Source organism: Lysinibacillus parviboronicapiens, assembly GCF_003049575.1.
GTDB lineage: Bacteria > Bacillota > Bacilli > Bacillales_A > Planococcaceae > Lysinibacillus > Lysinibacillus parviboronicapiens.
The window spans coordinates 1-22,008 of record NZ_PYWI01000043.1; the positions used below are offsets into that span (position 1 = coordinate 1).

23 protein-coding genes and 1 pseudogene are annotated in these 22,008 nt (G+C 39.0%); 13 read left to right on the plus strand and 11 right to left on the minus strand.

The genetic code is table 11. The features are described from left to right. Window positions 1-773: pseudogene (locus C9J35_RS25195) on the minus strand (mucin 17-like protein); the annotation flags it as partial. On the opposite strand from C9J35_RS25195, the gene C9J35_RS24400 reads away from it, so the two are divergent. Then, window positions 742-1,185, plus strand: a complete 444-nt coding sequence (locus C9J35_RS24400) for a hypothetical protein (protein WP_235616399.1) — start codon at window positions 742-744, stop codon at window positions 1,183-1,185. The pseudogene C9J35_RS25195 and the gene C9J35_RS24400 sit on opposite strands and share 32 nt — an antisense overlap. 226 nt (window positions 1,186-1,411) lie before the next feature. On the opposite strand, the gene hemY is transcribed toward C9J35_RS24400, so the two are convergent. From hemY to hemE, 3 genes are all read right to left on the minus strand, one after another. Continuing rightward, a complete protein-coding gene (hemY, locus tag C9J35_RS21245) occupies window positions 1,412-2,845 on the minus strand; it encodes a protoporphyrinogen oxidase (protein WP_107926727.1) in 1,434 nt (477 codons plus the stop codon). A gap of 14 nt (window positions 2,846-2,859) precedes the next feature. Beyond that, the gene (gene hemH / locus C9J35_RS21250; RefSeq protein ID WP_107926729.1) at window positions 2,860-3,780 is read right to left on the minus strand and encodes a ferrochelatase; all 921 of its coding nucleotides are present in this window, start codon (window positions 3,778-3,780) and stop codon (window positions 2,860-2,862) included. Between the two features lie 150 nt (window positions 3,781-3,930). Then, window positions 3,931-4,980 carry a uroporphyrinogen decarboxylase gene (gene hemE, locus C9J35_RS21255; RefSeq protein WP_107926758.1) on the minus strand — a complete coding sequence of 350 codons (1,050 nt, stop codon included), beginning with the start codon at window positions 4,978-4,980 and terminating at the stop codon, window positions 3,931-3,933. Window positions 4,981-5,210: 230 nt separating this feature from the next. Between hemE and C9J35_RS21260 the strand changes: the two genes are divergently transcribed. Continuing rightward, complete coding sequence (locus tag C9J35_RS21260) at window positions 5,211-5,729, plus strand: antibiotic biosynthesis monooxygenase family protein (RefSeq protein WP_054768708.1); 519 nt, start codon at window positions 5,211-5,213, stop codon at window positions 5,727-5,729. Between the two features lie 23 nt (window positions 5,730-5,752). Continuing rightward, entirely contained in the window at window positions 5,753-6,913 is a 1,161-nt protein-coding gene (locus C9J35_RS21265; RefSeq protein WP_107926731.1) for an amidohydrolase, read from the plus strand. A 132-nt stretch (window positions 6,914-7,045) separates the two neighbouring features. Here C9J35_RS21265 and C9J35_RS21270 read toward each other — a convergent pair whose 3' ends face one another. Both C9J35_RS21270 and C9J35_RS21275 read right to left on the minus strand, forming a co-directional pair. Beyond that, entirely contained in the window at window positions 7,046-8,230 is a 1,185-nt protein-coding gene (locus tag C9J35_RS21270; protein ID WP_107926733.1) for an ABC transporter permease, read from the minus strand. Next, window positions 8,214-8,963, minus strand: coding sequence for an ABC transporter ATP-binding protein (locus tag C9J35_RS21275; protein WP_107926735.1), 750 nt, complete (start codon window positions 8,961-8,963; stop codon window positions 8,214-8,216). The genes C9J35_RS21270 and C9J35_RS21275 overlap by 17 nt, the downstream gene beginning before the upstream one ends. A gap of 105 nt (window positions 8,964-9,068) precedes the next feature. On the opposite strand from C9J35_RS21275, the gene C9J35_RS21280 reads away from it, so the two are divergent. The 6 genes from C9J35_RS21280 to C9J35_RS21305 all read left to right on the plus strand — a co-directional run bounded on the left by C9J35_RS21280 (window position 9,069) and on the right by C9J35_RS21305 (window position 12,599). Continuing rightward, window positions 9,069-9,482 (plus strand): HIT family protein, encoded by a 414-nt coding sequence (locus tag C9J35_RS21280; RefSeq protein WP_054768707.1) that lies wholly within the window; start codon window positions 9,069-9,071, stop codon window positions 9,480-9,482. A gap of 220 nt (window positions 9,483-9,702) precedes the next feature. Next, the gene (locus C9J35_RS21285; protein WP_107926737.1) at window positions 9,703-10,236 is read left to right on the plus strand and encodes a tryptophan transporter; all 534 of its coding nucleotides are present in this window, start codon (window positions 9,703-9,705) and stop codon (window positions 10,234-10,236) included. Between the two features lie 194 nt (window positions 10,237-10,430). Then, a complete protein-coding gene (locus C9J35_RS21290) occupies window positions 10,431-10,820 on the plus strand; it encodes a YtxH domain-containing protein (protein ID WP_107926739.1) in 390 nt (129 codons plus the stop codon). Between the two features lie 162 nt (window positions 10,821-10,982). Beyond that, window positions 10,983-11,543: an HTH-type transcriptional regulator Hpr gene (locus C9J35_RS21295; protein WP_054768706.1), complete on the plus strand. Its 561-nt coding sequence runs from the start codon at window positions 10,983-10,985 to the stop codon at window positions 11,541-11,543. Between the two features lie 254 nt (window positions 11,544-11,797). Further along, window positions 11,798-12,343, plus strand: a complete 546-nt coding sequence (locus C9J35_RS21300) for a DUF3267 domain-containing protein (RefSeq protein WP_107926741.1) — start codon at window positions 11,798-11,800, stop codon at window positions 12,341-12,343. Window positions 12,344-12,413: 70 nt separating this feature from the next. Then, a complete protein-coding gene (locus C9J35_RS21305; RefSeq protein WP_010857338.1) occupies window positions 12,414-12,599 on the plus strand; it encodes a hypothetical protein in 186 nt (61 codons plus the stop codon). A gap of 169 nt (window positions 12,600-12,768) precedes the next feature. Here C9J35_RS21305 and C9J35_RS21310 read toward each other — a convergent pair whose 3' ends face one another. Then, window positions 12,769-12,876: a YjcZ family sporulation protein gene (locus tag C9J35_RS21310; RefSeq protein WP_080647610.1), complete on the minus strand. Its 108-nt coding sequence runs from the start codon at window positions 12,874-12,876 to the stop codon at window positions 12,769-12,771. Between the two features lie 145 nt (window positions 12,877-13,021). Here C9J35_RS21310 and C9J35_RS21315 point away from each other — a divergent pair, with 145 nt between their 5' ends. After that, window positions 13,022-14,005, plus strand: coding sequence for a peptidylprolyl isomerase (locus C9J35_RS21315; RefSeq protein WP_107926743.1), 984 nt, complete (start codon window positions 13,022-13,024; stop codon window positions 14,003-14,005). A 56-nt stretch (window positions 14,006-14,061) separates the two neighbouring features. Here the strand turns inward: C9J35_RS21315 and yhaM are convergent, their stop codons facing one another. From yhaM to C9J35_RS21330, 3 genes are read right to left on the minus strand one after another with little or no spacing between them, the layout of a single operon-like run. Further along, entirely contained in the window at window positions 14,062-15,000 is a 939-nt protein-coding gene (gene yhaM / locus C9J35_RS21320; protein WP_107926745.1) for a 3'-5' exoribonuclease YhaM, read from the minus strand. Continuing rightward, window positions 14,997-17,888 (minus strand): ATP-binding protein, encoded by a 2,892-nt coding sequence (locus C9J35_RS21325; protein WP_107926747.1) that lies wholly within the window; start codon window positions 17,886-17,888, stop codon window positions 14,997-14,999. The genes yhaM and C9J35_RS21325 overlap by 4 nt, the downstream gene beginning before the upstream one ends. Before the next feature lie 5 nt (window positions 17,889-17,893). Further along, entirely contained in the window at window positions 17,894-19,108 is a 1,215-nt protein-coding gene (locus C9J35_RS21330; RefSeq protein ID WP_107926749.1) for a metallophosphoesterase family protein, read from the minus strand. Window positions 19,109-19,456: 348 nt separating this feature from the next. Between C9J35_RS21330 and C9J35_RS21335 the strand changes: the two genes are divergently transcribed. Then, window positions 19,457-19,642, plus strand: a complete 186-nt coding sequence (locus C9J35_RS21335; RefSeq protein WP_107926752.1) for a YhzD family protein — start codon at window positions 19,457-19,459, stop codon at window positions 19,640-19,642. A gap of 112 nt (window positions 19,643-19,754) precedes the next feature. On the opposite strand, the gene C9J35_RS21340 is transcribed toward C9J35_RS21335, so the two are convergent. Continuing rightward, window positions 19,755-20,537 carry an enoyl-CoA hydratase gene (locus tag C9J35_RS21340; protein ID WP_107926754.1) on the minus strand — a complete coding sequence of 261 codons (783 nt, stop codon included), beginning with the start codon at window positions 20,535-20,537 and terminating at the stop codon, window positions 19,755-19,757. Window positions 20,538-20,676: 139 nt separating this feature from the next. Here C9J35_RS21340 and trhO point away from each other — a divergent pair, with 139 nt between their 5' ends. Both trhO and C9J35_RS21350 read left to right on the plus strand, forming a co-directional pair. Then, a complete protein-coding gene (trhO, locus tag C9J35_RS21345; protein ID WP_107926756.1) occupies window positions 20,677-21,648 on the plus strand; it encodes an oxygen-dependent tRNA uridine(34) hydroxylase TrhO in 972 nt (323 codons plus the stop codon). Between the two features lie 104 nt (window positions 21,649-21,752). Continuing rightward, window positions 21,753-22,008, plus strand: a 256-nt coding sequence (locus C9J35_RS21350) for a helix-turn-helix domain-containing protein (protein WP_167396032.1), incomplete at its 3' end; no start/stop codon positions are given.

Below are 22,008 nucleotides of genomic sequence, written 5' to 3' on the forward strand. Positions count from 1 at the left end.
AGATGTGTATAAGAGACAGCTACTGGAGCCACTGGTGTTACTGGTGCTACTGGACCTACTGGTGAAACAGGGGCTACTGGTATTGCCGGTCTTGCTGGCGCTACTGGGGCCACTGGTGTTACTGGGGCTACTGGGGCTACTGGTACTACAGGTGCTACTGGTATTGCCGGTCTTGCTGGCGCTACTGGGGCCACAGGCGTAACTGGGGCTACCGGACCTACTGGTGAAACAGGCGCTACTGGTATTGCCGGTCTTGCTGGCGCTACTGGAGCCACTGGTGTTACGGGGGCCACTGGTATAACTGGCGTTACTGGACCTACTGGTATTGCTGGCCTTGTTGGAGCGACTGGGGCTACTGGACCTACTGGTGAAACAGGCGCTACTGGTATTGCCGGTCTAGCCGGAGCTACTGGTGTTACTGGGGCTACCGGACCTACTGGTGAAACAGGCGCTACTGGTATTGCCGGTCTTGCTGGAGCGACTGGGGCCACAGGCGTAACTGGGGCTACTGGACCTACTGGTGAAACAGGCGCTACTGGTATTGCCGGTCTTGCCGGAGCGACTGGAGCTACTGGTGTTACTGGGGCCACTGGTGTTACTGGGGCTACTGGACCTACTGGTGAAACAGGCGCTACTGGTATTGCTGGTCTTGCCGGCGCTACTGGAGCAACTGGAGCAACTGGTGTTACTGGGGCTACTGGACCAGCATTCACTGAAGGGTTCTCAGCCTTTAATAATAATTTGAATGTTAACAGCTCTACGACAATTAGCAACTGGAGCGTAGCATCTCCTTATTTCACAACACCTGCCTTTAATCCAACTACTGGTGTATTCACTGTTCCAACAACAGGGAGATACGCATTTGAAGCTACCATCAACTATTCAACAGTTGCTGCATTAAGCATAAGTTTAGGGGCGGGTATAAACCCTTCATTTGCCATTCGCAGGAATGCTACTACAAATTTAATTAGTGGATTATTCCCAGTACTAAATGTCAATGTTGCGCTCGTATTAACTTTACGAGCAGTTCTAGGTAACGGTACTGTAACACTAGCAGGAGAAGTCAATTTAAATGCTGGCGATGCCATCGACCTATTTTATGAGGCTAATGGTTTAACTATTGCCCTTAACCTTGGAGGAGCTGACTCTGGTGGGATAGTATGGTCATGTCATCGTATTTCCTAACACATTAGTTCACATGCAACAAAGAAGTAGAAGGAGGTAAAAACCTCCTTCTTTTCTTGTGCATCATTAATTTTCTGATGATAGGTGGCTTTAAAAATAAAAGGCGGTTTAGTTTTGTCACCCAAATCTCTGAATCTATGTGCACTTCGAAGAAAATGAAAAGGTACAAACTTTCTGCTTTTGAACTTATCATTAGCATCAGTTTATACCCTATCACTTTATTCCTTTATATACATTGTTGTGTAAACATTTCAGTTAATAATTCAGTAGCAACTTTTTTCCCTTGTTGTACGCATTCAGGAATTGATATCCCTTCAAACGAGCTACCTGAGAGTTTAACGGTTGGGAAGTGTTCACTCAATTCATGTTTCACACGTTCAATTTTTGTTTCATGTCCAACTGTATATTGAGGCATTGCATTTTTCCAACGAGATACAACGGTTGTTATTGGCATTCCCTCGATAGCGATTGTTTTCCTTAGATCTTGTAAGACCGTCTTTTCAATCTCTGAGTCAGAAAGAGCTACAATGGCTTCATCGCCAACACGTCCAATGTAACTGCGTAACAATACATAATCCGTTGGTGTAGTATTGGGCCATTTGCGATTGCTCCATGTACAAGAAGTTATAGAAAAATCACTATTTCGTGAGACAAAAAATGACAGTGCGTCCAATTCACCAAGCTGCTCCTTTTTAAAAGCCATAGTGACCGTAGCAATTGTTGCAGCTTTCATAGAATTCAATTCTGTCAATATTTGATACTTACTAAACATTTTCTCCGCAACATGAAACGGTGTAGCAATAATGACAGCATCTGCTTTAATTTGCGAAAAATTATTTAACACAACTTGCACAGCTCCATCCTTGCCATGTTCTATCTGTTCTACTTTGACACCTTTTTGAACTGTCCCAGGAATCAGTGACTCTTCTAATTTTTCAATAAGTGTTTCTAGTCCATTCTCGAACGTTTGGAATATTCCCTTATCTTTAGCAATGCTGTTGTCACTTAAAAAATTCGCACCTGATTTTTTCATACCGATAAGTAAACTACGATATTTTTGTTCTAATTCATACAATTGAGGAAATGTTGAGCGCATACTTAGTTGTTCAATATCACCAGCAAATGTCCCAGCTAGTAAGGGCTCTACCAGGTTTTCTACAACCTCTGCTCCAAATCTTCTTCTAAAAAATTCTCCTAAAGGTTGGTCGTCATTCTGTGCAGACCGAGGGAGGACAAAGTCTCCCGCTGCACGAATTTTCCCGCTAAGTGAAAACAACCCTGATGTAATAAATGAGGAGATATGAGGTGTTGCTCCCGACATAAGACTACTTGGAATAGGATATAATTGACTACCAACAGCTACGTAAGTTGGGCCTGAATTGCTTGTGATTATCTCTTGTTCAATGCCTAAATCCTGTGCAAGTACATGAACATGATTTTCACGGTCAAAAAAGGATTCTGGTCCGCGCTCGATGATGAAGCCATCTTTTTTTAGTGTTTGGATTTTCCCGCCAAGACGCAATGACGACTCGACAAGTACAATATCTACGGGCAATTCTTTTGCGCTCGCTTCCTTTTGCATATAGAACGCAGCTGTTAGGCCTGTAATGCCACCACCTATTACAACTACCTTACGTCTTTTTTGAGTCACCAACATCATCACTTTCTTTTCGCTTAGCTTAATTTTTTATGAATGGCGTCTACCATCGCATCTATAAATAATGGATGCGTGTTTGGCATTGCTGGGCGATAGTAATTTGCCCCTAGCTCATCGCACACAACTTTACACTCATAATCGTTATCGTATAAAACTTCTAAATGTTCTGTTACGAAGCCAACTGGTGTGTAAACAAATGAACGAAAACCCTTTTGCTCATAAAGATCACGTGTTAAATCTTGCACATCTGGTCCAAACCAAGGCTCTGGCGTTTGTCCTGCTGATTGCCAGCCTACCTCTACATTTTTTACGCCAGAGGCTTCTTGAATCAAACGAGCTGTTTCAATTAATTGGTCTTCGTATGGATCACCCATTTCCTTAATTTTCGTAGGAAGTGAGTGTGCTGATACGATTAAGCATGCTTTTTCACGTTCTTCATTGGACATTGCATCAAATATTTCATTTACTTTGTTGTGCCAATACGCAATGAATTTTGGTTCGTCATACCAAGATTCAACAGCTGTAATCGTTAGTCGTTCGCCTGCCGCCTCTGTTGCACGACCGTTATAAGATTTGATAGAGAATGTTGAGAAATGAGGTGCTAGCACGATAGAGACCGCTTCTTTAATACCTGCTGCAACCATTTCTTCAACCGCATCTTCAATGAATGGATGGATGTGTTTTAAACCAATAAATAGTTTATATTCTACATCGTCTTGTACCTCGTTTAAACGAGCACATAAAGCTTCCGCCTGTGCTTGCGTAGCTGCTGCCAATGGTGATAAACCACCGATTGCCTCATAACGACTACGCAAATCTTCTAGGTGCTCATCTGATGGTCTACGTCCATGTCGAATATGCGTATAATAGGGTTCAATATCTTCTTCTTTGTAGGGTGTACCATATGCCATTACTAATAAGCCTTTAACTTCTTTCATTAACTTTTTCACCTCTATAGAATAGTTAAACTATGTTTTTTGTATGTTTATTGAACAGATTGTGACGAATGCAAGTGCCTGCCGCTAACATTTAAAAAGATGAAAGACTGCCCTCATAAGATTGTTTTACTTATAGTGCAGCATCTTTCATTAAGAACGTGCTTGAATTTGTTGTGCACTGTATTCATGAATAAGTGTAGTTAAACGTTTTAACACATCTGGATTGACTTCTGGAAACACACCATGACCTAAGTTAAATATGTGACCCGGTACTTCTAAACCTTGATCGATAATATCTTTCGTACGTTTTTCAATAACAGACCAATCAGCAAGTAATAATGATGGATCTAAGTTTCCTTGTACTGGTTTTGTAATACCTTTTGCTCGCGCTTCTTTAATTGGCAAGCGCCAATCTAAGCCCACGACATCAATCGGTAGATCATGCCATTCTTTTACCAGATGGCTCGCACCCACTCCGAATTGAATAATTGGCACATTTTCTTTTTTCAACTCGCCAAAAATGCGAGTCATAACAGGTTTAATGAACACACGATAATCTTCGACACTTAAAGCTCCAACCCAAGAGTCAAATACTTGAATCGCTTTGGCACCCGCTTCAACTTGAGCTGAAACATCAGCAATAATCATATCTGCGAGTTTATCCATTAAAGCAAACCAAGCTTGTGGTTCCGAAACCATAAATGATTTTGTTTTATTATAGTTTTTAGAAGGTCCACCTTCAATCATATAGCTCGCTAGTGTAAATGGTGCCCCTGCAAAGCAAATGAGCGGTACATTCAATTGTTCTTCTGTTAATAGTTTTATCGTTTCTAATACAAATGGCGTATGCTCTTTTGCATTGAACTCACCTAGTTTTTCTACATCAGCAACCGTGCGAATTGGATTAGAAATAACAGGACCTACGCCTGCTTTGATTTTCACATCTATTCCAATACCCGGTAGTGGTGTAACAATGTCTTTATATAAAATTGCGGCGTCTACATTGTAATTATCTACTGGTAATTTTGTTACATAGGCACACAGTTCTGGTCTATGTGTAATTTCCTCTAAAGAATACTTTTCTTTAATCGCACGATATTCTGGTTGAGAGCGTCCTGCTTGGCGCATATACCAGACCGGTGTATGTTGTGTTCTTTCTCCTCGTGCAGCACGAAGAAGTGTATCATTAAATGTTGTCATGAATATTTCCTTCCCCTCAATATAATTCATACCGTAAAATTCTCTTGTTTATTCCATTATTATTGATATCCGTTTTCAATAGTAAACGCTTCCTCTGTTATTGTATAGTTTTCCTAGAGAAATGTCATAAAATTGTTCTTTCTGGTGTCTTCTTTTTTGACAAAGCGTTAGAGTTACACTTAAATGGAGATAATCACGCTATTATGAACATTCATAAGGAGGGCAAAGTTATGTATATTTATTTAACTTCTGGCACAGCTGAATTTATGGAACAGGTGAAAAAAAAGTATCCGAACGAGCACATGATGCTCATACACGGTGACGGTAACTCAGTTCTCATACATGAAACTGAAGGGAAATCTGTTTTTGCCACACCACGTAAATTTGAAGTTTTAGATGCTGTCAATGAATTAGAAGATCATGGCTTTTTTGTCTTCAATAATATTCCGGTTACTGAAGAAGGTCGACCTGTATTTGAACATCGTTTTTTAAATCGGGCCCGAGCTATCGAGGACGAACCTGGTTTCGTAGCATTTCGTTTACTACGCCCAATAAATGGCGATACATATATCGTCATGACACAATGGCATGGTCCGCACTCTTTTGAAGCATGGAAAAATTCCCAAGCTTATAAAACAGCACATGCTGAGCGGACAGAACCTACGGGCGTACAACAGCAAAATATCTTCTCTGCGGCTTCCTATGTTTCAACCTACAGTGTTGCACCAAAAGAAGAAGACGAAGCATAACTTTTTAAAAGGAGCATTCATAGATGAAACCAAATTTACTTGAAAAGATCGATGCTCATTTTGATGAAATGGTGGCTATTCGCCGCCATCTACATATGCATCCAGAACTTAGTTTCCACGAGCAAGAAACAGCAAACTACATTATTCAATTTTATAAAAAACTTGGTGTACTGGTTGAACCGAAACTCAGCGGCTTCGGACTCATCGCACGCATAAAAGGAAACAAACCAGGCAAAACAATTGCCTTACGTGCAGATTTTGATGCACTCCCTATTCAAGATGAAAAGGATGTGCCATACAAATCAAAAGTTCCTGGTGTTATGCATGCTTGTGGTCATGATGGCCATACTGCCACATTATTAATCTTAGGTAAGTTACTTTGGGAAATGCGTGAGGAATTAGCTGGAGAATATGTGCTCATTCATCAACATGCTGAGGAAGCTGATCCAGGCGGCGCAATTGGAATGGTGCAAGCAGGTGCGTTAAATGGTGTTGACGCCATTTTCGGTACACATTTATCATCTAACCATCCGACTGGCATGATTGGCTATCGTGTAGGTCCCATGATGGCAGCAGTTGATAGCTTTGAAATGAAAATTCAAGGTAAAGGTGGGCATGGTGCACACCCTCACCAAACGAAGGATGCCATTGTCATCGGCTCTCAGTTGGTTATGAACCTACAACAGCTAGTTGCTCGTCGTGTTGCCCCAACTGAATCTGCAGTTCTAACGGTCGGCTCATTTGTAGCATCTAACGCCGACAATATTATTGCTGATACAGCCTATTTAAACGGGACTATCCGTACATTCAACAAGGATATACGTGAAACAATGGAACGTGAATTTAAACGGGTGGTGCAAGGCACAGAAATTGCCCATGATTGTACGATTGAACTTGATTACCGCCGAGGTTATCCAGCAATCGTTAACCATGAAAAGGAAACATTATTTGTACGGGATATTGCACAGGATATTTGTGAAGTGGTTGAAATTGAAGCAACAATGGGTGGTGAGGATTTTTCTTACTACTTAGAAGAGAAACCAGGTACATTCTTCTTCACAGGTGCCGCGCCTACTGAATACGCGCCACATCACCATCCTAAGTTCGATATCGATGAAAAAGGAATGCTTGTTGCAGCGAAAGTGCTGTTAACCGCTGCCCTAGACTATCAATTCGTGGAATAAAAAATGTAAAGCTCATTTTCTCCAATTTACTTGGAAAAAATGAGCTTTATTTCGAATTTAGAACTAGGACCTGAGCGGACTTGGATACCCGAGCGTCCTCCTATCTCACCTATGTGAAACTATCAACGCTAGTTAAGATTTCGACATCTTCGCTGTCAATTCACTTACGATAATGACTATTATAAATGTCACATAGAACATCGGCTGTGTCACACCACTTAGGCCCACAATAATGGCCTGAGTAATCATGGCAATACGTACTACCTGTTTGACTGCTATATTACGCGCATTCTCTGGCAGTGGATACAGCATGTCCATACGGAATTCTCCACTTGATAATAATGCCTGCTTTAACTGAATCGTTGTGGCAAAACTTAATGCACCTGCAACAATCCATGTAACCACTGGAATATCTACAAAAGCAGCAATAACAGCAGAAATCACCGTTAATCGGAGCCATAAATAAAAATGATCGTCTGTACGCACGAATGTACGGAACACCAAATACTTCTGAGTATTCCCCTTGGTATACGGTACAAACTTATAAAGCCAATCCAACCACGCTCTACGGCGAATACTGCCACGTAAATGCGGTACATCCGTAAAGTAATTGGCAAAGCGGTAGAAACTCATCATTCGATTTTGTTCTAACTTTACAAAATGTTCGTAAGCAACTGGCTGTCCTACAGATTTTTTGCGGAACACAGCTATATAAGCACAACCAATTACAGCAGCAATTAATGCTAAGATAAGCTTGGTCTGAAGGGCAAAATACATGGTTACGCCAAATACCACAGCACGCACGAGTCTATCAACCCAAATAAAATGTCCTCGTTCACTATATCGATAATTGAACTCCCCCTGCACACTGATATACTTCAGTACGACTATAAGGAAAAATACCGCCCAAATACCGACAGTAGTTAACTCTGTAACTGCCTTTAGTAAAGGAATACTGACAATATAAACGATCGCAACAATCCATACTTGTGACCAAAATGTCCATGTAAGAGCTTTCTTAAAATACTGAGACATTTTTGATTCTAATGGTAGTAAATAGACTTGGTCTGGCTCACGCAATAATGTCGTTGGTCGGCTAAACGCTAGCAACACACCAATTATTAAAGCAATTAAAGGCTCTGCTGGAAAATCAGCCTCTACGATTTTCAGCCATTCACTATATTGATAGCCCCCTGCCCCAACAAGAAATACAAGTACAATTGCTATATGCCCCGTAAAAATAAACTGCATATATTTTTGCACTTCACCTATATAATGCATGAAGCGCGAGGACCATACATCACGCAAGTTCTTCATGGTCCCGCTCCTTTGTCATCGCAATATATAGGTCATCCAGTGTCGCTTGTGGCATCCCAAAAGCCCTGCGTAAATCCGCCATCGTTCCCTGTGCACGCACGCGTCCTTCATGCAATAAAATAATTCGGTCGCAATGCTTCTCCGCTGTCGATAGGATATGTGTAGACATTAAAATCGAAGCGCCCTCTTTTTTCTTTTCATCCATTTGATCTAATAATGATTGAATGCCAAGTGGATCTAAACCAACAAACGGCTCATCAATTATATAAAGACTTGGATTGACTAAAAAAGCACACATAATCATAACTTTTTGCCGCATCCCTTTTGAGAAATGGGATGGAAACCAATTGAGTCGTTTTTCCATACGAAATTCCTTTAACAAAACTTCTGAACGTGCTGCAAGTGAAGCCTCATCTAAACCATAAGCCATCGCTGTTAACGCTAAATGTTCACGTAGTGTTAACTCATCATATAAAACAGGTGTTTCTGGAATATACGAGAACGCGGAGCGATACTTGTCCGTATCTTCTTGTAAGGTCACACCATTTAAACGGATGTCACCTTCTTTTGGTAACATCGTTCCAATAATATGCTTAATGGTTGTACTTTTTCCTGCTCCATTTAATCCAATTAACCCAACTAGTTCCCCTTTTTCAATCGTAAATGATAACTCTTTAATAACAGGCTTTCTTGTATAGCCACCTGTCACTTGCTGTAACTCTAATACCGACATGCCCTCACTCCTCTTCTTGTTCTTATTTTATCAAAAATTAGCAAATGATTCAGTTATGAGTATGATAGAATAAACTTACCTATATAAATAAGGGGGATTTTACGAATGAGCGATTGCCTATTTTGCAAAATTATTGACGGATCAATTCCGAGTACAAAAGTTTATGAAGACGACCATGTATATGCTTTCGCAGACATTGCGCCTGTAGCAAAAGGTCACACACTATTAATTCCAAAGCATCATTGCCAAGATCTTTTCGAAATGCCAGAAGATGTCGCACGGAATTTATATGCGGTAGCACCAAAAGTGGCTAATGCTATTAAGGCAGCATTTAATCCAATTGGCATGAATACCATAAATAACAACGGAGCTGCTGCTGGACAAACTGTTTTTCACTACCACTTACATTTTATTCCGCGTTACGATGAAAAAGAAGGCTTAGGCTTAAATTGGCAAACACAAAACTATACTCTTGAGCAATTAGCTGAAGTTGCAGAAAGCATTAAAGCCAACCTTTAATTTTCTTCGTCTGTATTATGAGTACTGATAGGCTATTTTTTTTTACTACTCATTTTTTTGATACGCAGCAAAAGAATTAACTAAATTGTGTATTCAATGATCAGAATAGTATATTGCAAATCAATAATTTTTATCGTACAATCACAAATAAGTTTCGCTAACGGTCATGAGGACACGTTAGGAGACAAATTAGATTAGCATAGTCGAGGAGAGATTAGAAATGAATACAAAGAACTTAGTTTTGATGGCACTCTTAGTTGGTGTCGGTGCTGCACTTTATGTGGTCACACCTGGTATGGTAAATGGCATGAAGCCTGACTTCATGTTAACAATGATGTTTATTGGAATTTTATTATTCCCTACAGCAAAAGAAACGTTCTTACTGTCTTTAGCCACAGGGGTGCTCTCCGGTTTGTTTACAACATTTCCGGCAGGTTTAGTCCCAAACATTATTGATAAAGCTGTAACTGGTTTTGTCTTTTTAGCCATCCTAATGGTGCTAAAAAAAGTGCTTAGCAATTTTGTAGGATCAGCTGTTTTAGTTGGTTTAGGAACTATTTTATCGGGTACAGTTTTTTTATCGGTTGCCCTTTTCGTGTTCAATGCAAACGTTGGCGCTACATTCGCAATGCTATTTGTAGGTGTTGTGTTACCAGCTGTCGCATTTAACGTTGTTGCTTTTGTGATTATTTATCCAATCGTCACAAAATTAGTGAAGCGTTCTAAATTCAAAACAGCCATCTCCCAAGCATAACAAGGAACAGGGTTAAACGCTCGTCTCCACAGTCACATTGATTCGTGAGATAAGCATTTTAGCGTAATCACTATTTTAAGAAGCTAAACCGTGATGCAAAATCACTCGTTTAGCTTCTTTTTTCTTTTTGTATTGGCGCATTTCATGGTTTAATAGAGGGTAAGATAACAAACATAGGAATGAGGGAATTAATTATGAAAGCAAAACCATTTTTAATCGGACTAACAACTGGCATCGTAGGTGGTACTATTGCTGTACTTTTTTCAACACCTCAATCAGGACGACAATTTCGTGCTACATTAGTGACAAATGCCGATTGTACGAAAGACAAACTACATGATATAAAATTACAAGCTAGCAATGTGAAACAATCCGTAAACATGCTTACAAACGAAGCCAAAAATAATATACCGCAAATAATAAATGAATTAAAACAATCTATTACTACATTTTCACAAGAAATCGAACCTTCCAAGAATAACCTGCAACAAGAAATAGAATCGTTACAGAATTCAATTAGCGAAATCGAGAAAAATATTGCACAATTCACGGATAAAAAGAAAAAACCGCAAGAAATCGAGTAGGACTAAAGTTTGTTATCGGTGATAAAAAAACTATTTTACTACCAAAATATATGATTATATTATTATTTTTTAACCACATTTCAATTTTTTAATTTTTCTAACTTTAAACTTTTTTTCTTTATTGCTATAATATTTTTAAAATGTTAAAGAAAGCAGTAGGTGATGGCTTTGTCAGAGGAATTATACACTCAAAAAGAAGCGATGCTTTATAGCCAAAGAATCGCACAATTATCAAAAGCCTTATGGAAAGCGGTTGAAAAAGATTGGCAACAGTGGATTAAACCCTACGATTTAAACATTAACGAGCATCATATTTTATGGATTTCATATCATTTAAAAGGAGCATCAATTTCTGATGTCGCTAAATTTGGTGTGATGCACGTTTCAACAGCCTTTAACTTCTCAAAAAAATTAGAAGAACGAGGATTCCTTAAGTTTTCCAAACGTGATGACGACAAACGGAATACTTACGTTGAATTAACAGAAACAGGTACAGAACTGATCATCGAGATGAATAGCAATTATCATAATACGTATCATTCTGTTTTAGAGGGTTCGTTAGCGCTAAAAGACTTATACGGTCGCTTCCCAGAATTTTTAGATGTTATGGCTGTCATACGTAATATTTATGGTGAGGATTTCATCGATATTTTCGAGCGTTCTTTCCAACACTTCCGTGATTCCTTTGACACGATAGAACAACGTCCAACTGTAAAAGGATAAAGTGAAATTTCGTTCACCATGTTTTTTATCCACTGTTGTCATAATTGGACCAGTCGAGCTTTATCGTCAATCTGGCTGACTCATTCTCAGCTTCATAAGGAAGTAGGCGTCTAACGACAGTTATTGCGTGGGATAAAACATGCTAAAAGGAGGCATTTCAGAAACAATTCTGAGATACCTCCTTTTTCTTGCATTCTCACATAATTCAATTTACATTAAATAGGACCCTTCCTAATTACGGAGTTGATATATCAATGCATTGTTGGAAAATTTTAAATCTCGAACATCATTACGGGACTACACGAATTAGTATCTTGGCTGTAATTGTTTTTTTAACGACTTTTTCAGTGTCCTATGTGACACTCAATTTGTTCCATGAAGAACAGTTTACAGATCATTTATTCTGGCTATTCATTATTGCCGTACTCGCACTGTATCCGATCCATAAATGTTTACACTTTCTTGCTTTATTTGACTTACGCCAGCATCTCAAATTACGCGTGCGTGTCCAATTTTACTTTATTCCTGTCTTGCATATGCGTATTCGTGAACCTTTATCGAAAAACCGCTATATTTTAGCATTATTAACGCCGTTTTTTGTACTAAATACAATTATTGTGCTAGGTACACTGCTCTTACCTGCCTATACGCATTACGGCACCTTACTTTTAGCGTATCATTGCAGTTTATGTTTAATTGATATACTTTACGTAAAATATTTATACAATTCACCCAAAAATGCCCAAATCGAGGAAACGCCTAAGGGTTATGAAATTTTAGTGCCACCAACAATTAACTAAATTGCTTGTACTTGTGTTCTATCGACGTTTTTTGTTATGCTGTTAATACTGAAAGAGGGGAGGAATAGACTTGCTATTAATGATTGTAGTTCTATTCTCGGTATTCTATTTATTTCAAATTAATCGCATGACCTATGCACTTTGCATGCGACGTGAAATTCCCGAAGAAAACCAACCAAAAATATTCCGAACTATCAATATACTCATCACAATTTTACTTGTCTCATTTTATGTTGAAATTTTATTTGCAGTATAATGAAAAAGAAAAGTGCATCCGCGCCCGTCCGCACGCGCGGAGGGAACATCTAAAATGATGATAGACCAATACTTTATTGGCCCCAACCTCATACGTGCGGCGCGAATGCCTAGAAATTGATAAGAAAAGCTAAGGACTTTGAACCCTTAGCTTTTCGCCATTTTATTAATTAGTATAGGAACGCTGCACCAACAATAATTAATAAAATAAAGAGCACAACTAATAAAGCAAAGCCTGAGCCGTAGCCACCGCCACCACCGTATCCTCCGTTGCTCATAACTTCACCCCCTTTCTTTTCTATATCCTATGCGCTTCGATTTTTGAAATATAGGCTATACTCAAGGGGGGAACCATTTTGTTTTTAAATCGTTTATGTTATAGTAAAAAATGGACGAAATGAAAGTTAGGAGAGAATATCCATTATGAAAAAGACTGTTTTATCTTTAACATTAGCTGCCTCTATTTTAGCCCTTGGTGCTTGTAGCGGAGCAGATGACAAAGCATTAGTTACTTCTAAAGTAGGCGATATTTCAGTAGCTGACTTTAACGAAAAAGCGAAAAGCTTAACAGGCCCATATGTATTACAACAAATGGTGACTGAAAAAGTATTAGCTGACAAATATGAAGTAACAGACAAAGAATTTAAAGAAGCTTATGACACAACTGCCTCTCAGTTTGGTGATAGCTTTGCACAAGCACTTGCTGAAAGTGGCTTAACAGAACAGGGCTTTAAAGATTCATTACGTGTTCAACTTCTTCAAGAAAAAGCATTAAAAGATCAAGGTATTAAAGAAGAAGACGTAAAAAAACATTATGAACAAATGAAAACAGAATTAAATGGTCGTCATATTCTAGTAGCTGATGAGAAAACAGCGAACGAAGCCATCGAAAAAATTAAAGGTGGCGCTTCATTTGCTGATGTGGCAAAAGAATACTCAACAGATACAAGTTCTGCAGCAAAAGGGGGCGAACTAGGTTGGTTCTCAGTTGGTATGATGGTAGATGAATTCAATGATGCTGCTTATGCTCTGGAATTAAACACATTAAGTGCACCTGTGCAATCAAGCTTTGGTTACCACGTTATCGAAATTACGGACAAGCGTGACGTGAAAGATGTTGGCTCATTCAAGGACGAAGAAGAAAACATTCGTACGGCAATGCTTGGCAAGTTAAACCAAACAGGTGAAGCACAAACAATTCTAAAAGACATCATCGCAAAAATGACGAAAGATGCGAAAGTCAAAACATCAGATAAAGATTTAAAACAATCACTAGAATTCTTCACAACTACAAGTGATGAGCAAGCAAAAGCTGCTGAAGAAGCAGCTAAAAAAGCTGCTGAAGATGAAGCTAAAAAGGCTGAAGATGAAGACAAAGCTGAAGATACTGATAAAGAATCTAAATAGTAATTAATTTACTATATGAAAAAGGGTTACGCTCATACAGGCGTAACCCTTTTTGTTTACTCAATAGTTGGTTTATAAAATGAGCGGTTATCAAGAGGAAATAGTCTCTCAGTAAATTCACCTGGCGCAGTTTTGCCAAGTGCGCGTGTGAGCATATTCATCTTGGCATCAATATTATCAATATAATGCAATATTTCTGCTTCTTGAATCATTGGTTTTTTGGGGCTACCCCACTCTTCTTTCCCATGATGTGATAACACCAGATGTTGCAAGAGCATAACTTCTTCGCCCTCAATCTCTAACTCTTCGGCGATTTTTGCAATTTCATTCACCATAATGGTAATATGACCAAGTAAATTCCCCTCAATAGTGTACATGGTCGCAACAGGACCAGATAATTCAACGACTTTCCCGATATCATGTAAAATAATACCCGCATATAACAAATCACGATTTAGCGTTGGGTATAAGTCAGCAATCGCCTTACCTAGTTTTAGCATAGACACCATATGATCCAGTAAACCGGAGGCATAGTCATGGTGATTCTTTGTCGCAGCCGGGAATACTAAAATAGCATCCTGATGCTTTTTAATAGCTGCACGTGTAATACGTGAGATGTTTGGATTTTTAATATCAAAGAAGAATTGCGTTAATTCCTCATACAGTTGTTCTTTTGGCGTTGCCGAAGAAGGAACTAAATCATTAATAGCAATCCCCTCCTCTGGTTTTGCAACACGAATTGTCTTAATGCGTAATTGATTTTTACCACGATAGTCATGGATTTCTCCTCCTACGCGAACAATCGCCTCTGCATGGTACATTTTTTCATGATCTTCATTTGTATCCCATAGCTTTGCCTCAATATCTCCACTCTTATCTTGTAGTAACAGTGACATAAATGGCTTTCCTACAGTCGTGACACCCTTTGTCGCCTGTTTAATTAATAAAAATTGATCAACTGATTCTCCTACTTGGAGCGTCGTAATACCTTTCATGTTGACGTCACTCCCCTTTCATTTGCTAGTGCTCCTAGATCGACAATTTGCTCTTTTTGCCAAAACTCGAGCATCGCTTCATGGCAAGTAAAATATAAAATTTGACGTTCATATCCTACTTCTTTCATTAATTGTACCATTTTGTTTGTACGGTTTCGATCAAAATGGACAAAAGGATCATCCATAATAAATGGGAAAGGCGCAGATGTTGCAAGCGTTTTCGCTAGTGCTATTCGTAATGAGATATAGGCTTGCTCCTTTGTGGCTTGTGATAATTCTGCTACATGATAACGCACACCTGAAACTGCCTGTGCCTCAAAATGACCTCTTTCACTAATTGAAAGTTTGTCGTAACGACCACCTGTTAACAAATTAAAAATAGCATTGACCTGTGAAAGGACGTGAGGTAATTTTTCCTCTCGCAGTTGGAATAATGTGTCATGTATTGCTGTTGCTAACGCCTTTTTTGCAGTCCATTGCTCAATTAACTGTTGTAATGCCGATTTTTCTTCCTCAAATTGTTGCAATAATTGTCCATATTTTTCATCATTGAGAAGATACTCTTTTTGCATTTGTAGTGCGGCTCTCTCTTCTAAGCAACGATCGATTTCTACTTGAATTCCATTGCGATGTTCTTCTAACACATGCATTTTCTCGCTGAGTTGCTCTTCGGTCATAACAGTCTCTTGATTGCTTACATGTAGGGATGCTAACTGACTTTGAATTGCTTGTAGTGCAGTATTTAGTTGTTGTTGTTGTTCATACTGTGCAAATGTCTCGTAATATGCGTTCTCTGATTGTACATTTGCAGCACGCAATAACTGAGCAATTTCCTTTTCATAATTTTCTATAAGAGGCTGTGCTTCTTGCATGTTTGATGCGAGGTTAGTAAGCTGCTCTTGGATGTGTGCCATATCTTGTTGCTCCCGTTGTATAGTAAGATAAAATGTCCGCAGATGCATAAAAATTTCCTGCTCACTATAATGTTCCTGTAATAGCTTCTGTATTTGTTCATAAAGCGCTCTTTTTTCAGTTTGGATAGAATGAAGCAACTGGGAAGTACTTTTTTTCTTGGTTGCCAGCTCTTGTACACCGCGAATACGCATAAACAGCTCAGGTAATAAAGCTCTTGGCACATTGCCTTGTAAATGATAACGCCCTAAAAAACTTTGAAGCATTTGAGTAACTTCTACAGTCACCTGCTCTGCCTGCTGAATTTTATGCTCTAATTGTGCATATTGACGCTCCTTTTCCTGCTGTTGTTCTGTTATAAGCGTCCGGCGATCCTCAAGTCGTTGCTTTTTCATAAGTAAAGCTTGTACAATATTTTCCTCTTGCTCTAATTCCCGTAGTAATTGCCTATGTTGCTCGCTTGTAGGCTCGTCAGTTGGCCACGCGTTTTTTAACAACAGTACAAAAAATAGCGACATCACTGCGCCTCCAATGATAACTGCCATATTTTTTTGCCAAACACCAAATATCAAAACGAACAGACAAATAACCAAAGCAAAAAATAGTAATGATGCCGGCTGTTTTTGCTTCGAACGCTGTAACTTTACGTGTCGTAATTGTTCAAGTCGTTTTTTACGTTGAGGCCACTGTGCTAAAATATGTTCTTCCTCAGTTGTTAATGACTCCTGTTCCAGTTGCTTTCTCTGTCGAGCTATACCATCTAGCTCCGCATGTATTTGTTCTATCGAATGCAGATGAAATTTCAGCTCTTCTTCAGTTTTTAATAAGATACTTAACTGATGCTGGAACTGTTCTTCCTGTTGTAATGAGACAGTTTTCTCAAGCAGGATTTTTTGTGCTTCCTGTTCTTGTACACCTAATAAGCGGAACTGTGCTTCAATATCTTGTTCGATTAAGAAAAGCTCATCAATAAAACTCTGCTCCTTGACGAGTAATTGATTCCATGTTGCCTCTTGGTGCATAAGTCTAGCCATTTCATCAATTACTGACTCATCTACCGTTAGTTGTAGCCTTTTTTGTAATGCTTGATATTGCTCTTCTAGCTGCGCCATTTGTAATGTTACATGTGTGAGTCGATCCTTTAGCTGCTCATAGCGTCTTATCCCTTCAGCTGGGAATTCAACTTGTGCATAGTTTGTTAAGGTCTGCTGTAGCGTCTGTTGCTGCTGAATAAGTGGTGTTGCCTGCTGCATTATCGTAAGTTGTTGCCAATCTTGTTGTAGTTCTTTTTGTTGTTTATTCAAATGTAACAGCTGGTGATCCAGTTGTTGTAATTTGCGTGACTTGTCTTCAAATGTTTGAATAGCTGCTTGCTCTTGTTTGATTGTCTTTTCAAGTTGCTTCATTTGCTCAATCTTTTGGTTAATGAGTGGTAGCTTACCAGCCTTTTTAAATAGTTCTCCAGCATCCTTGTCTAATTTCTTTTCAAGTGACGATAATTGATGAATGCCCGTTGTCCCAGATGCCAGTAATAAATGAGTCAGTTCTTCTTCTGACATTTTTTCAATGCCTTGCAGTTCATGAATAGAAAAGGAAAAAATAGCCTCAAACGATGCCCTTGTGTAGCCAAATAATAACTTTGCTAAGAGCTCCTCATGACCCTTAGCACCGTCTGCCATATAAACAGTAACATCACCAGTTGCCTTTCCTTTGACTCGTTCAATTGTGCACTGGCCATAAATCGGATGCACTATCGTCAGCTGACCACCAAATTTTGTCGATGCTTTCGGTTCATATTTTCGCTGTGCTTGTTGCTTTGTTGGAAAACCAAAAAGAATTTGTAATATAAACTGTTGAATCGTCGTCTTCCCTGCTTCATTCATGCCATAAAAAATTGTAACACCATCTTGTAAAGAGATAGTGACATTTTCATGCTTGCCAAAGCCGTATATTTGGAGTTTTTGTATTGTTAGCATGTCTTTCACGCCCTTTGAATTTCATCTGCTAATAACGTTTGTGCGCTAGACTTTAAATGTTCGATATCTTGCTCAGTTAATGGCTCGACAAATCGTGCACCACCCGCATGCTGATACAAATCCCTTAGAATATCTTTCCACGCCGAAATGTCCCATTGCTCCATTAAATTTATCACAGATTCAGTTGCCGCAGTTGGTTCATAAGGTGTTGCCGTTCGATGATACATAAGTTTTTGTACCCAACACATCGGCTCGATACCTTCCTCTTCCTCTCGAATGGTTTCAAGCCAAGCTTCTACTGTAGCGTGTTCAAATAAGGCTTCTGCCTGCTCATCGATATTATTCAAATGTAATTCTACGACAGATGCACCGTATTCTTGACGATTATCAGCTAATGCCGCTCCACATTTTTCTAGTAATTCATTTGCGTGAAAAACTCCTGTACAGTCAACTTCTACTTTGCTATAAACAACTGCAGAAGTTGGCACAAACATCAAATCAGCCGAAATTTGTGATAATGTGACATCGTAAAAGCCCTTTACCCCTTGCTCATTACGATGGCGACTTTGAATATTTCCTGGATATACGATTGGCGGCTCCTTGTGTAAAAGCTGACGCTTATGAATATGACCAAGCGCCCAGTAATGGTAGTTTTTCTCTAGAAGTTGTTCTTTTTTAAATGGGGCGTATACAGCATGTGTTGTATCACTCGATTCACTGCCATGCAACATGCCGATATGAATAGCATGCTGATCATTCGCAGTAGGGTAACTTTCAATCATTGATTCCTTTATATGTCGTTCACTATAGCTAAAGCCATAGATTTTAACCACTTGACCACGTATTTTCAATTGTACAACACTTGTCTCAGCTGGTAATTCATACACATTGCTAGGCAGAGCAAAGCGTGTCCACGAACCATTTAAGTGATCATGATTACCATAGCTTAAAATAACCGGTATGTTGTGCTGAAATAGTACTTCCATCGCCTCTTGAAAACGTCTTTGCGCTTGTAGGCTGCGGTGTTCTCCATCATAAAGATCACCAACTATTAGTAAAAAATCAGGTTTCTCATCAATTGCCTTGTGAATAATTTTCTCGAAAGCCTCAAAAGTACTAGAACGTATTTTTTTAAAATTTTGCTCTGGCAAACCAAATAAACCCTTAAACGGGCTATCCAAATGTAAATCTGCCATATGGAAAAAACGAATTGCTGTCATCCAATCACCTCAAGTAATAGATAAATTACGCCTTGGCGTAATTATGGTAAGTATAAATTTTCAATTGTGCTGATACAATTGATTCCTTCTAAATGAATTTAATCTAATGTTTTCAGACCTACACTTTTGGAAGTAGTCCTTGTTCTAAACATTGCCGAAAGCGAATATTTGTTCTATTTTATCATAATTCATGTCAGATGAAAAAGAATTCAGCGCTATTTCTTCTCACCATTGTAAAAATATTTCCACATTTTTTATAAATTATCAAAATATTCGCTAGTTATTCGTGAAGTTTATAATTCTTCTATGTATAATAGAAATATCTTCAAATAAAGGGTGGGGTTTAGTATGGAGAATTACCGCTTTACAGCTTTTGAAAAAACAGGAGAAACATTATTTGATGAAACATGGACATTTGAAAGCGATGAAGCCGCAAAAATAAGCGGTCAACAGCAAATTGAAGAAAAAGGCGTATCTGAAAAAACACATCGACTTGTTAATGCATCTGGAAAATTAATTCTATTTCATGTTTAGGCGTTGGAATAGGCAAAGGCACCTAGCAAACTATGCTATGTGCCTTTTAATGTTGTTCATAAACTGAAAGTAAAGCGGCAACAAAAGAAATCATTTTGCCATGACTTGCTATTTATTTACCTGTAAAAACAGGCATTCTTTTTTCTATAAATGCATGGATACCTTCAACGTGATCGGTTGTTTTACGCATAGCCGATTGTCCTTCTGCTTCCATCTCTAAAATGCGCTCTAATTGCGGTAAATTTTGCGCATGTAGTATTTTCTTCGTTGTAATCATGGATACGATTGGAGACGCCAGCATTTTACCAACTAGTTGGTCAGCCATTGCAAAAACAGTACCCTCTGGGGCTACATAATCAATTAAGCCCGCTTCTTGCGCTTCTGTTGCTGTTAGCACTTTGCCCTCCCATATCATTTGTTTTGCCTTCACATTGCCAACACGTTCTTTCATGAAGAAATGACCGCCACCATCAGGAATTAAGCCAATTCCAATAAAATTCATAGCTAGTTTGCTATTTTCACAAGCAACAATGATATCTGCTCCTAGCGTTAAGCTAAATCCTAGGCCTGCTGACGCACCATGAACTGCTGCAATGACTAGCATCGGCAGTTGATAATAAGCCTTCACAATTCGCGTTAAATAGGTCATAGCCTCATCAATATCAAGTGGCTTATCTGGATCTACCATGGCCTTTATATCACCACCAGCAGAAAAGACTTTTCCTTCCCCACGAATAACTAAAACTTGTATTTCTTGCTCTTGTTGAAGAGCTTCAAAACACTCTGCTAATTCTCGCATCATTACACCATCCATCGCATTCATGGCCTGTGGTCGATTTAGCGTTAACGTAGCGCGGCGCTCTAATTTTTCTAATGTAATTGTTGTAAATTCCATGTACTACACCCCCGAATATGAATAGTCATTCACTATGTACTATTCGTGTTTTTTATGAAAAATCCTTCTCTCCTACGCAAAATAACACTTGATATGCTATATTTAATGTCGAATATTGAATTAAAGGTGGTAAATCGTTGTGACTCAAAAAGACTATCGTGTATTACTTTTTTATAAATATATTGCAATTGAAGACCCTGAAGCATTTGCTGCAGAGCATTTAGCATTATGCAATGAACTCGGACTGCTTGGCCGTATATTAGTTGGCATAGAAGGCATAAACGGCACTGTTTCTGGTACTGTCGAGCAAACAATGGCCTACATGAATCATATGAAAGCTGATACGCGTTTTAACGATATTATGTGGAAAATCGATGAGGTAGAAGGACATACCTTTAAAAAAATGCATGTCCGTCCTCGTCGCGAAATTGTGCATCTTGGCTTAGAAAACGACATTAATCCAATAGAAATCACAGGGGATTATTTAACACCAAAGGAATTCATGACTCGTATGCAAGAGGACAATACGGTTGTCATCGATGCACGCAATGACTATGAATTTGACTTAGGCCATTTCCGTGGAGCAGTGCGCCCTGATATCGAGAACTTCCGAGATTTACCCGCTTGGATGGAGGAACACAAGGAAGATTTTGCTGGTAAGAAAATATTAACTTATTGTACAGGGGGTATCCGCTGTGAAAAGTTTTCTGGCTGGTTAAAACGTGAAGGATATGGCGAAAGCGTCGGCCAATTACATGGCGGTATTGCCACATATGCAAAAGACCCTGACGTAAAAGGACAATTATGGGATGGTCAAATGTTTGTCTTTGACCGACGTCGCAGTGTACCAATTAATCAGGTGGAGCATGTTGTTGTAGGCAAAGATTACTTCACAGGCGAGCCGACAGAGCGCTATACTAACTGCGCTAACCCTGCTTGCCATAAATTATTGCTATGCGAAGAAAAACACGAGGGATTTTATATGCGCAGCTGCTCAGACGATTGCCGTCGAGCTGAACGTAACTTCTTCGTTGAAGAAAATGAATGGACAAAAGAGCAAGTTGAGGAACAAATCGCAAAAATTGCACAGGCTCAAATATCTGCAATCTAATTATGTACTGAGTACAGTCTGATAATGATTAGAAAAAAGCATCTCCCACTATGATCTGCCCCGTAAAAGTTAGACACCAATCTAACTTTTACGGGGTTTTTTTTATGGCAAAGGTAAGTGTTGAACAACGTATTCAAGCAGTTCAACGATACTTAAATGGAGATGAATCCATGAGTGAAATTGCGAAAGATATCGGAGTGACAGATCGAGTTGTCAGTGATTGGATTCGCCGTTATCAAAAAAATGGTGTAGAGGCTTTCTTAAAATCCTATACAAAATATTCAGCTGACTATAAAATGAATGTACTTAATTATATGAACGAGACAGGTACATCTTCGATTGACACAGCTGCACTATTTA

What these genes read in the sequence shown, in the direction of transcription:
- hemY (WP_107926727.1), bottom strand. Translation starts at nt 2,845, where the DNA reads ATGATGTTGGTGACTCAAAAAAGACGTAAGGTAGTTGTAATAGGTGGT.
- hemH (WP_107926729.1), bottom strand. Translation starts at nt 3,780, where the DNA reads ATGAAAGAAGTTAAAGGCTTATTAGTAATGGCATATGGTACACCCTAC.
- hemE (WP_107926758.1), bottom strand. Translation starts at nt 4,980, where the DNA reads ATGACAACATTTAATGATACACTTCTTCGTGCTGCACGAGGAGAAAGA.
- C9J35_RS21260 (WP_054768708.1), top strand. Translation starts at nt 5,211, where the DNA reads ATGTATATTTATTTAACTTCTGGCACAGCTGAATTTATGGAACAGGTG.
- C9J35_RS21265 (WP_107926731.1), top strand. Translation starts at nt 5,753, where the DNA reads ATGAAACCAAATTTACTTGAAAAGATCGATGCTCATTTTGATGAAATG.
- C9J35_RS21270 (WP_107926733.1), bottom strand. Translation starts at nt 8,230, where the DNA reads ATGAAGAACTTGCGTGATGTATGGTCCTCGCGCTTCATGCATTATATA.
- C9J35_RS21275 (WP_107926735.1), bottom strand. Translation starts at nt 8,963, where the DNA reads ATGTCGGTATTAGAGTTACAGCAAGTGACAGGTGGCTATACAAGAAAG.
- C9J35_RS21280 (WP_054768707.1), top strand. Translation starts at nt 9,069, where the DNA reads ATGAGCGATTGCCTATTTTGCAAAATTATTGACGGATCAATTCCGAGT.
- C9J35_RS21285 (WP_107926737.1), top strand. Translation starts at nt 9,703, where the DNA reads ATGAATACAAAGAACTTAGTTTTGATGGCACTCTTAGTTGGTGTCGGT.
- C9J35_RS21290 (WP_107926739.1), top strand. Translation starts at nt 10,431, where the DNA reads ATGAAAGCAAAACCATTTTTAATCGGACTAACAACTGGCATCGTAGGT.
- C9J35_RS21295 (WP_054768706.1), top strand. Translation starts at nt 10,983, where the DNA reads ATGGCTTTGTCAGAGGAATTATACACTCAAAAAGAAGCGATGCTTTAT.
- C9J35_RS21300 (WP_107926741.1), top strand. Translation starts at nt 11,798, where the DNA reads ATGCATTGTTGGAAAATTTTAAATCTCGAACATCATTACGGGACTACA.
- C9J35_RS21310 (WP_080647610.1), bottom strand. Translation starts at nt 12,876, where the DNA reads ATGAGCAACGGAGGATACGGTGGTGGCGGTGGCTACGGCTCAGGCTTT.
- C9J35_RS21315 (WP_107926743.1), top strand. Translation starts at nt 13,022, where the DNA reads ATGAAAAAGACTGTTTTATCTTTAACATTAGCTGCCTCTATTTTAGCC.
- yhaM (WP_107926745.1), bottom strand. Translation starts at nt 15,000, where the DNA reads ATGAAAGGTATTACGACGCTCCAAGTAGGAGAATCAGTTGATCAATTT.
- C9J35_RS21325 (WP_107926747.1), bottom strand. Translation starts at nt 17,888, where the DNA reads ATGCTAACAATACAAAAACTCCAAATATACGGCTTTGGCAAGCATGAA.
- C9J35_RS21330 (WP_107926749.1), bottom strand. Translation starts at nt 19,108, where the DNA reads ATGACAGCAATTCGTTTTTTCCATATGGCAGATTTACATTTGGATAGC.
- C9J35_RS21335 (WP_107926752.1), top strand. Translation starts at nt 19,457, where the DNA reads ATGGAGAATTACCGCTTTACAGCTTTTGAAAAAACAGGAGAAACATTA.
- C9J35_RS21340 (WP_107926754.1), bottom strand. Translation starts at nt 20,537, where the DNA reads ATGGAATTTACAACAATTACATTAGAAAAATTAGAGCGCCGCGCTACG.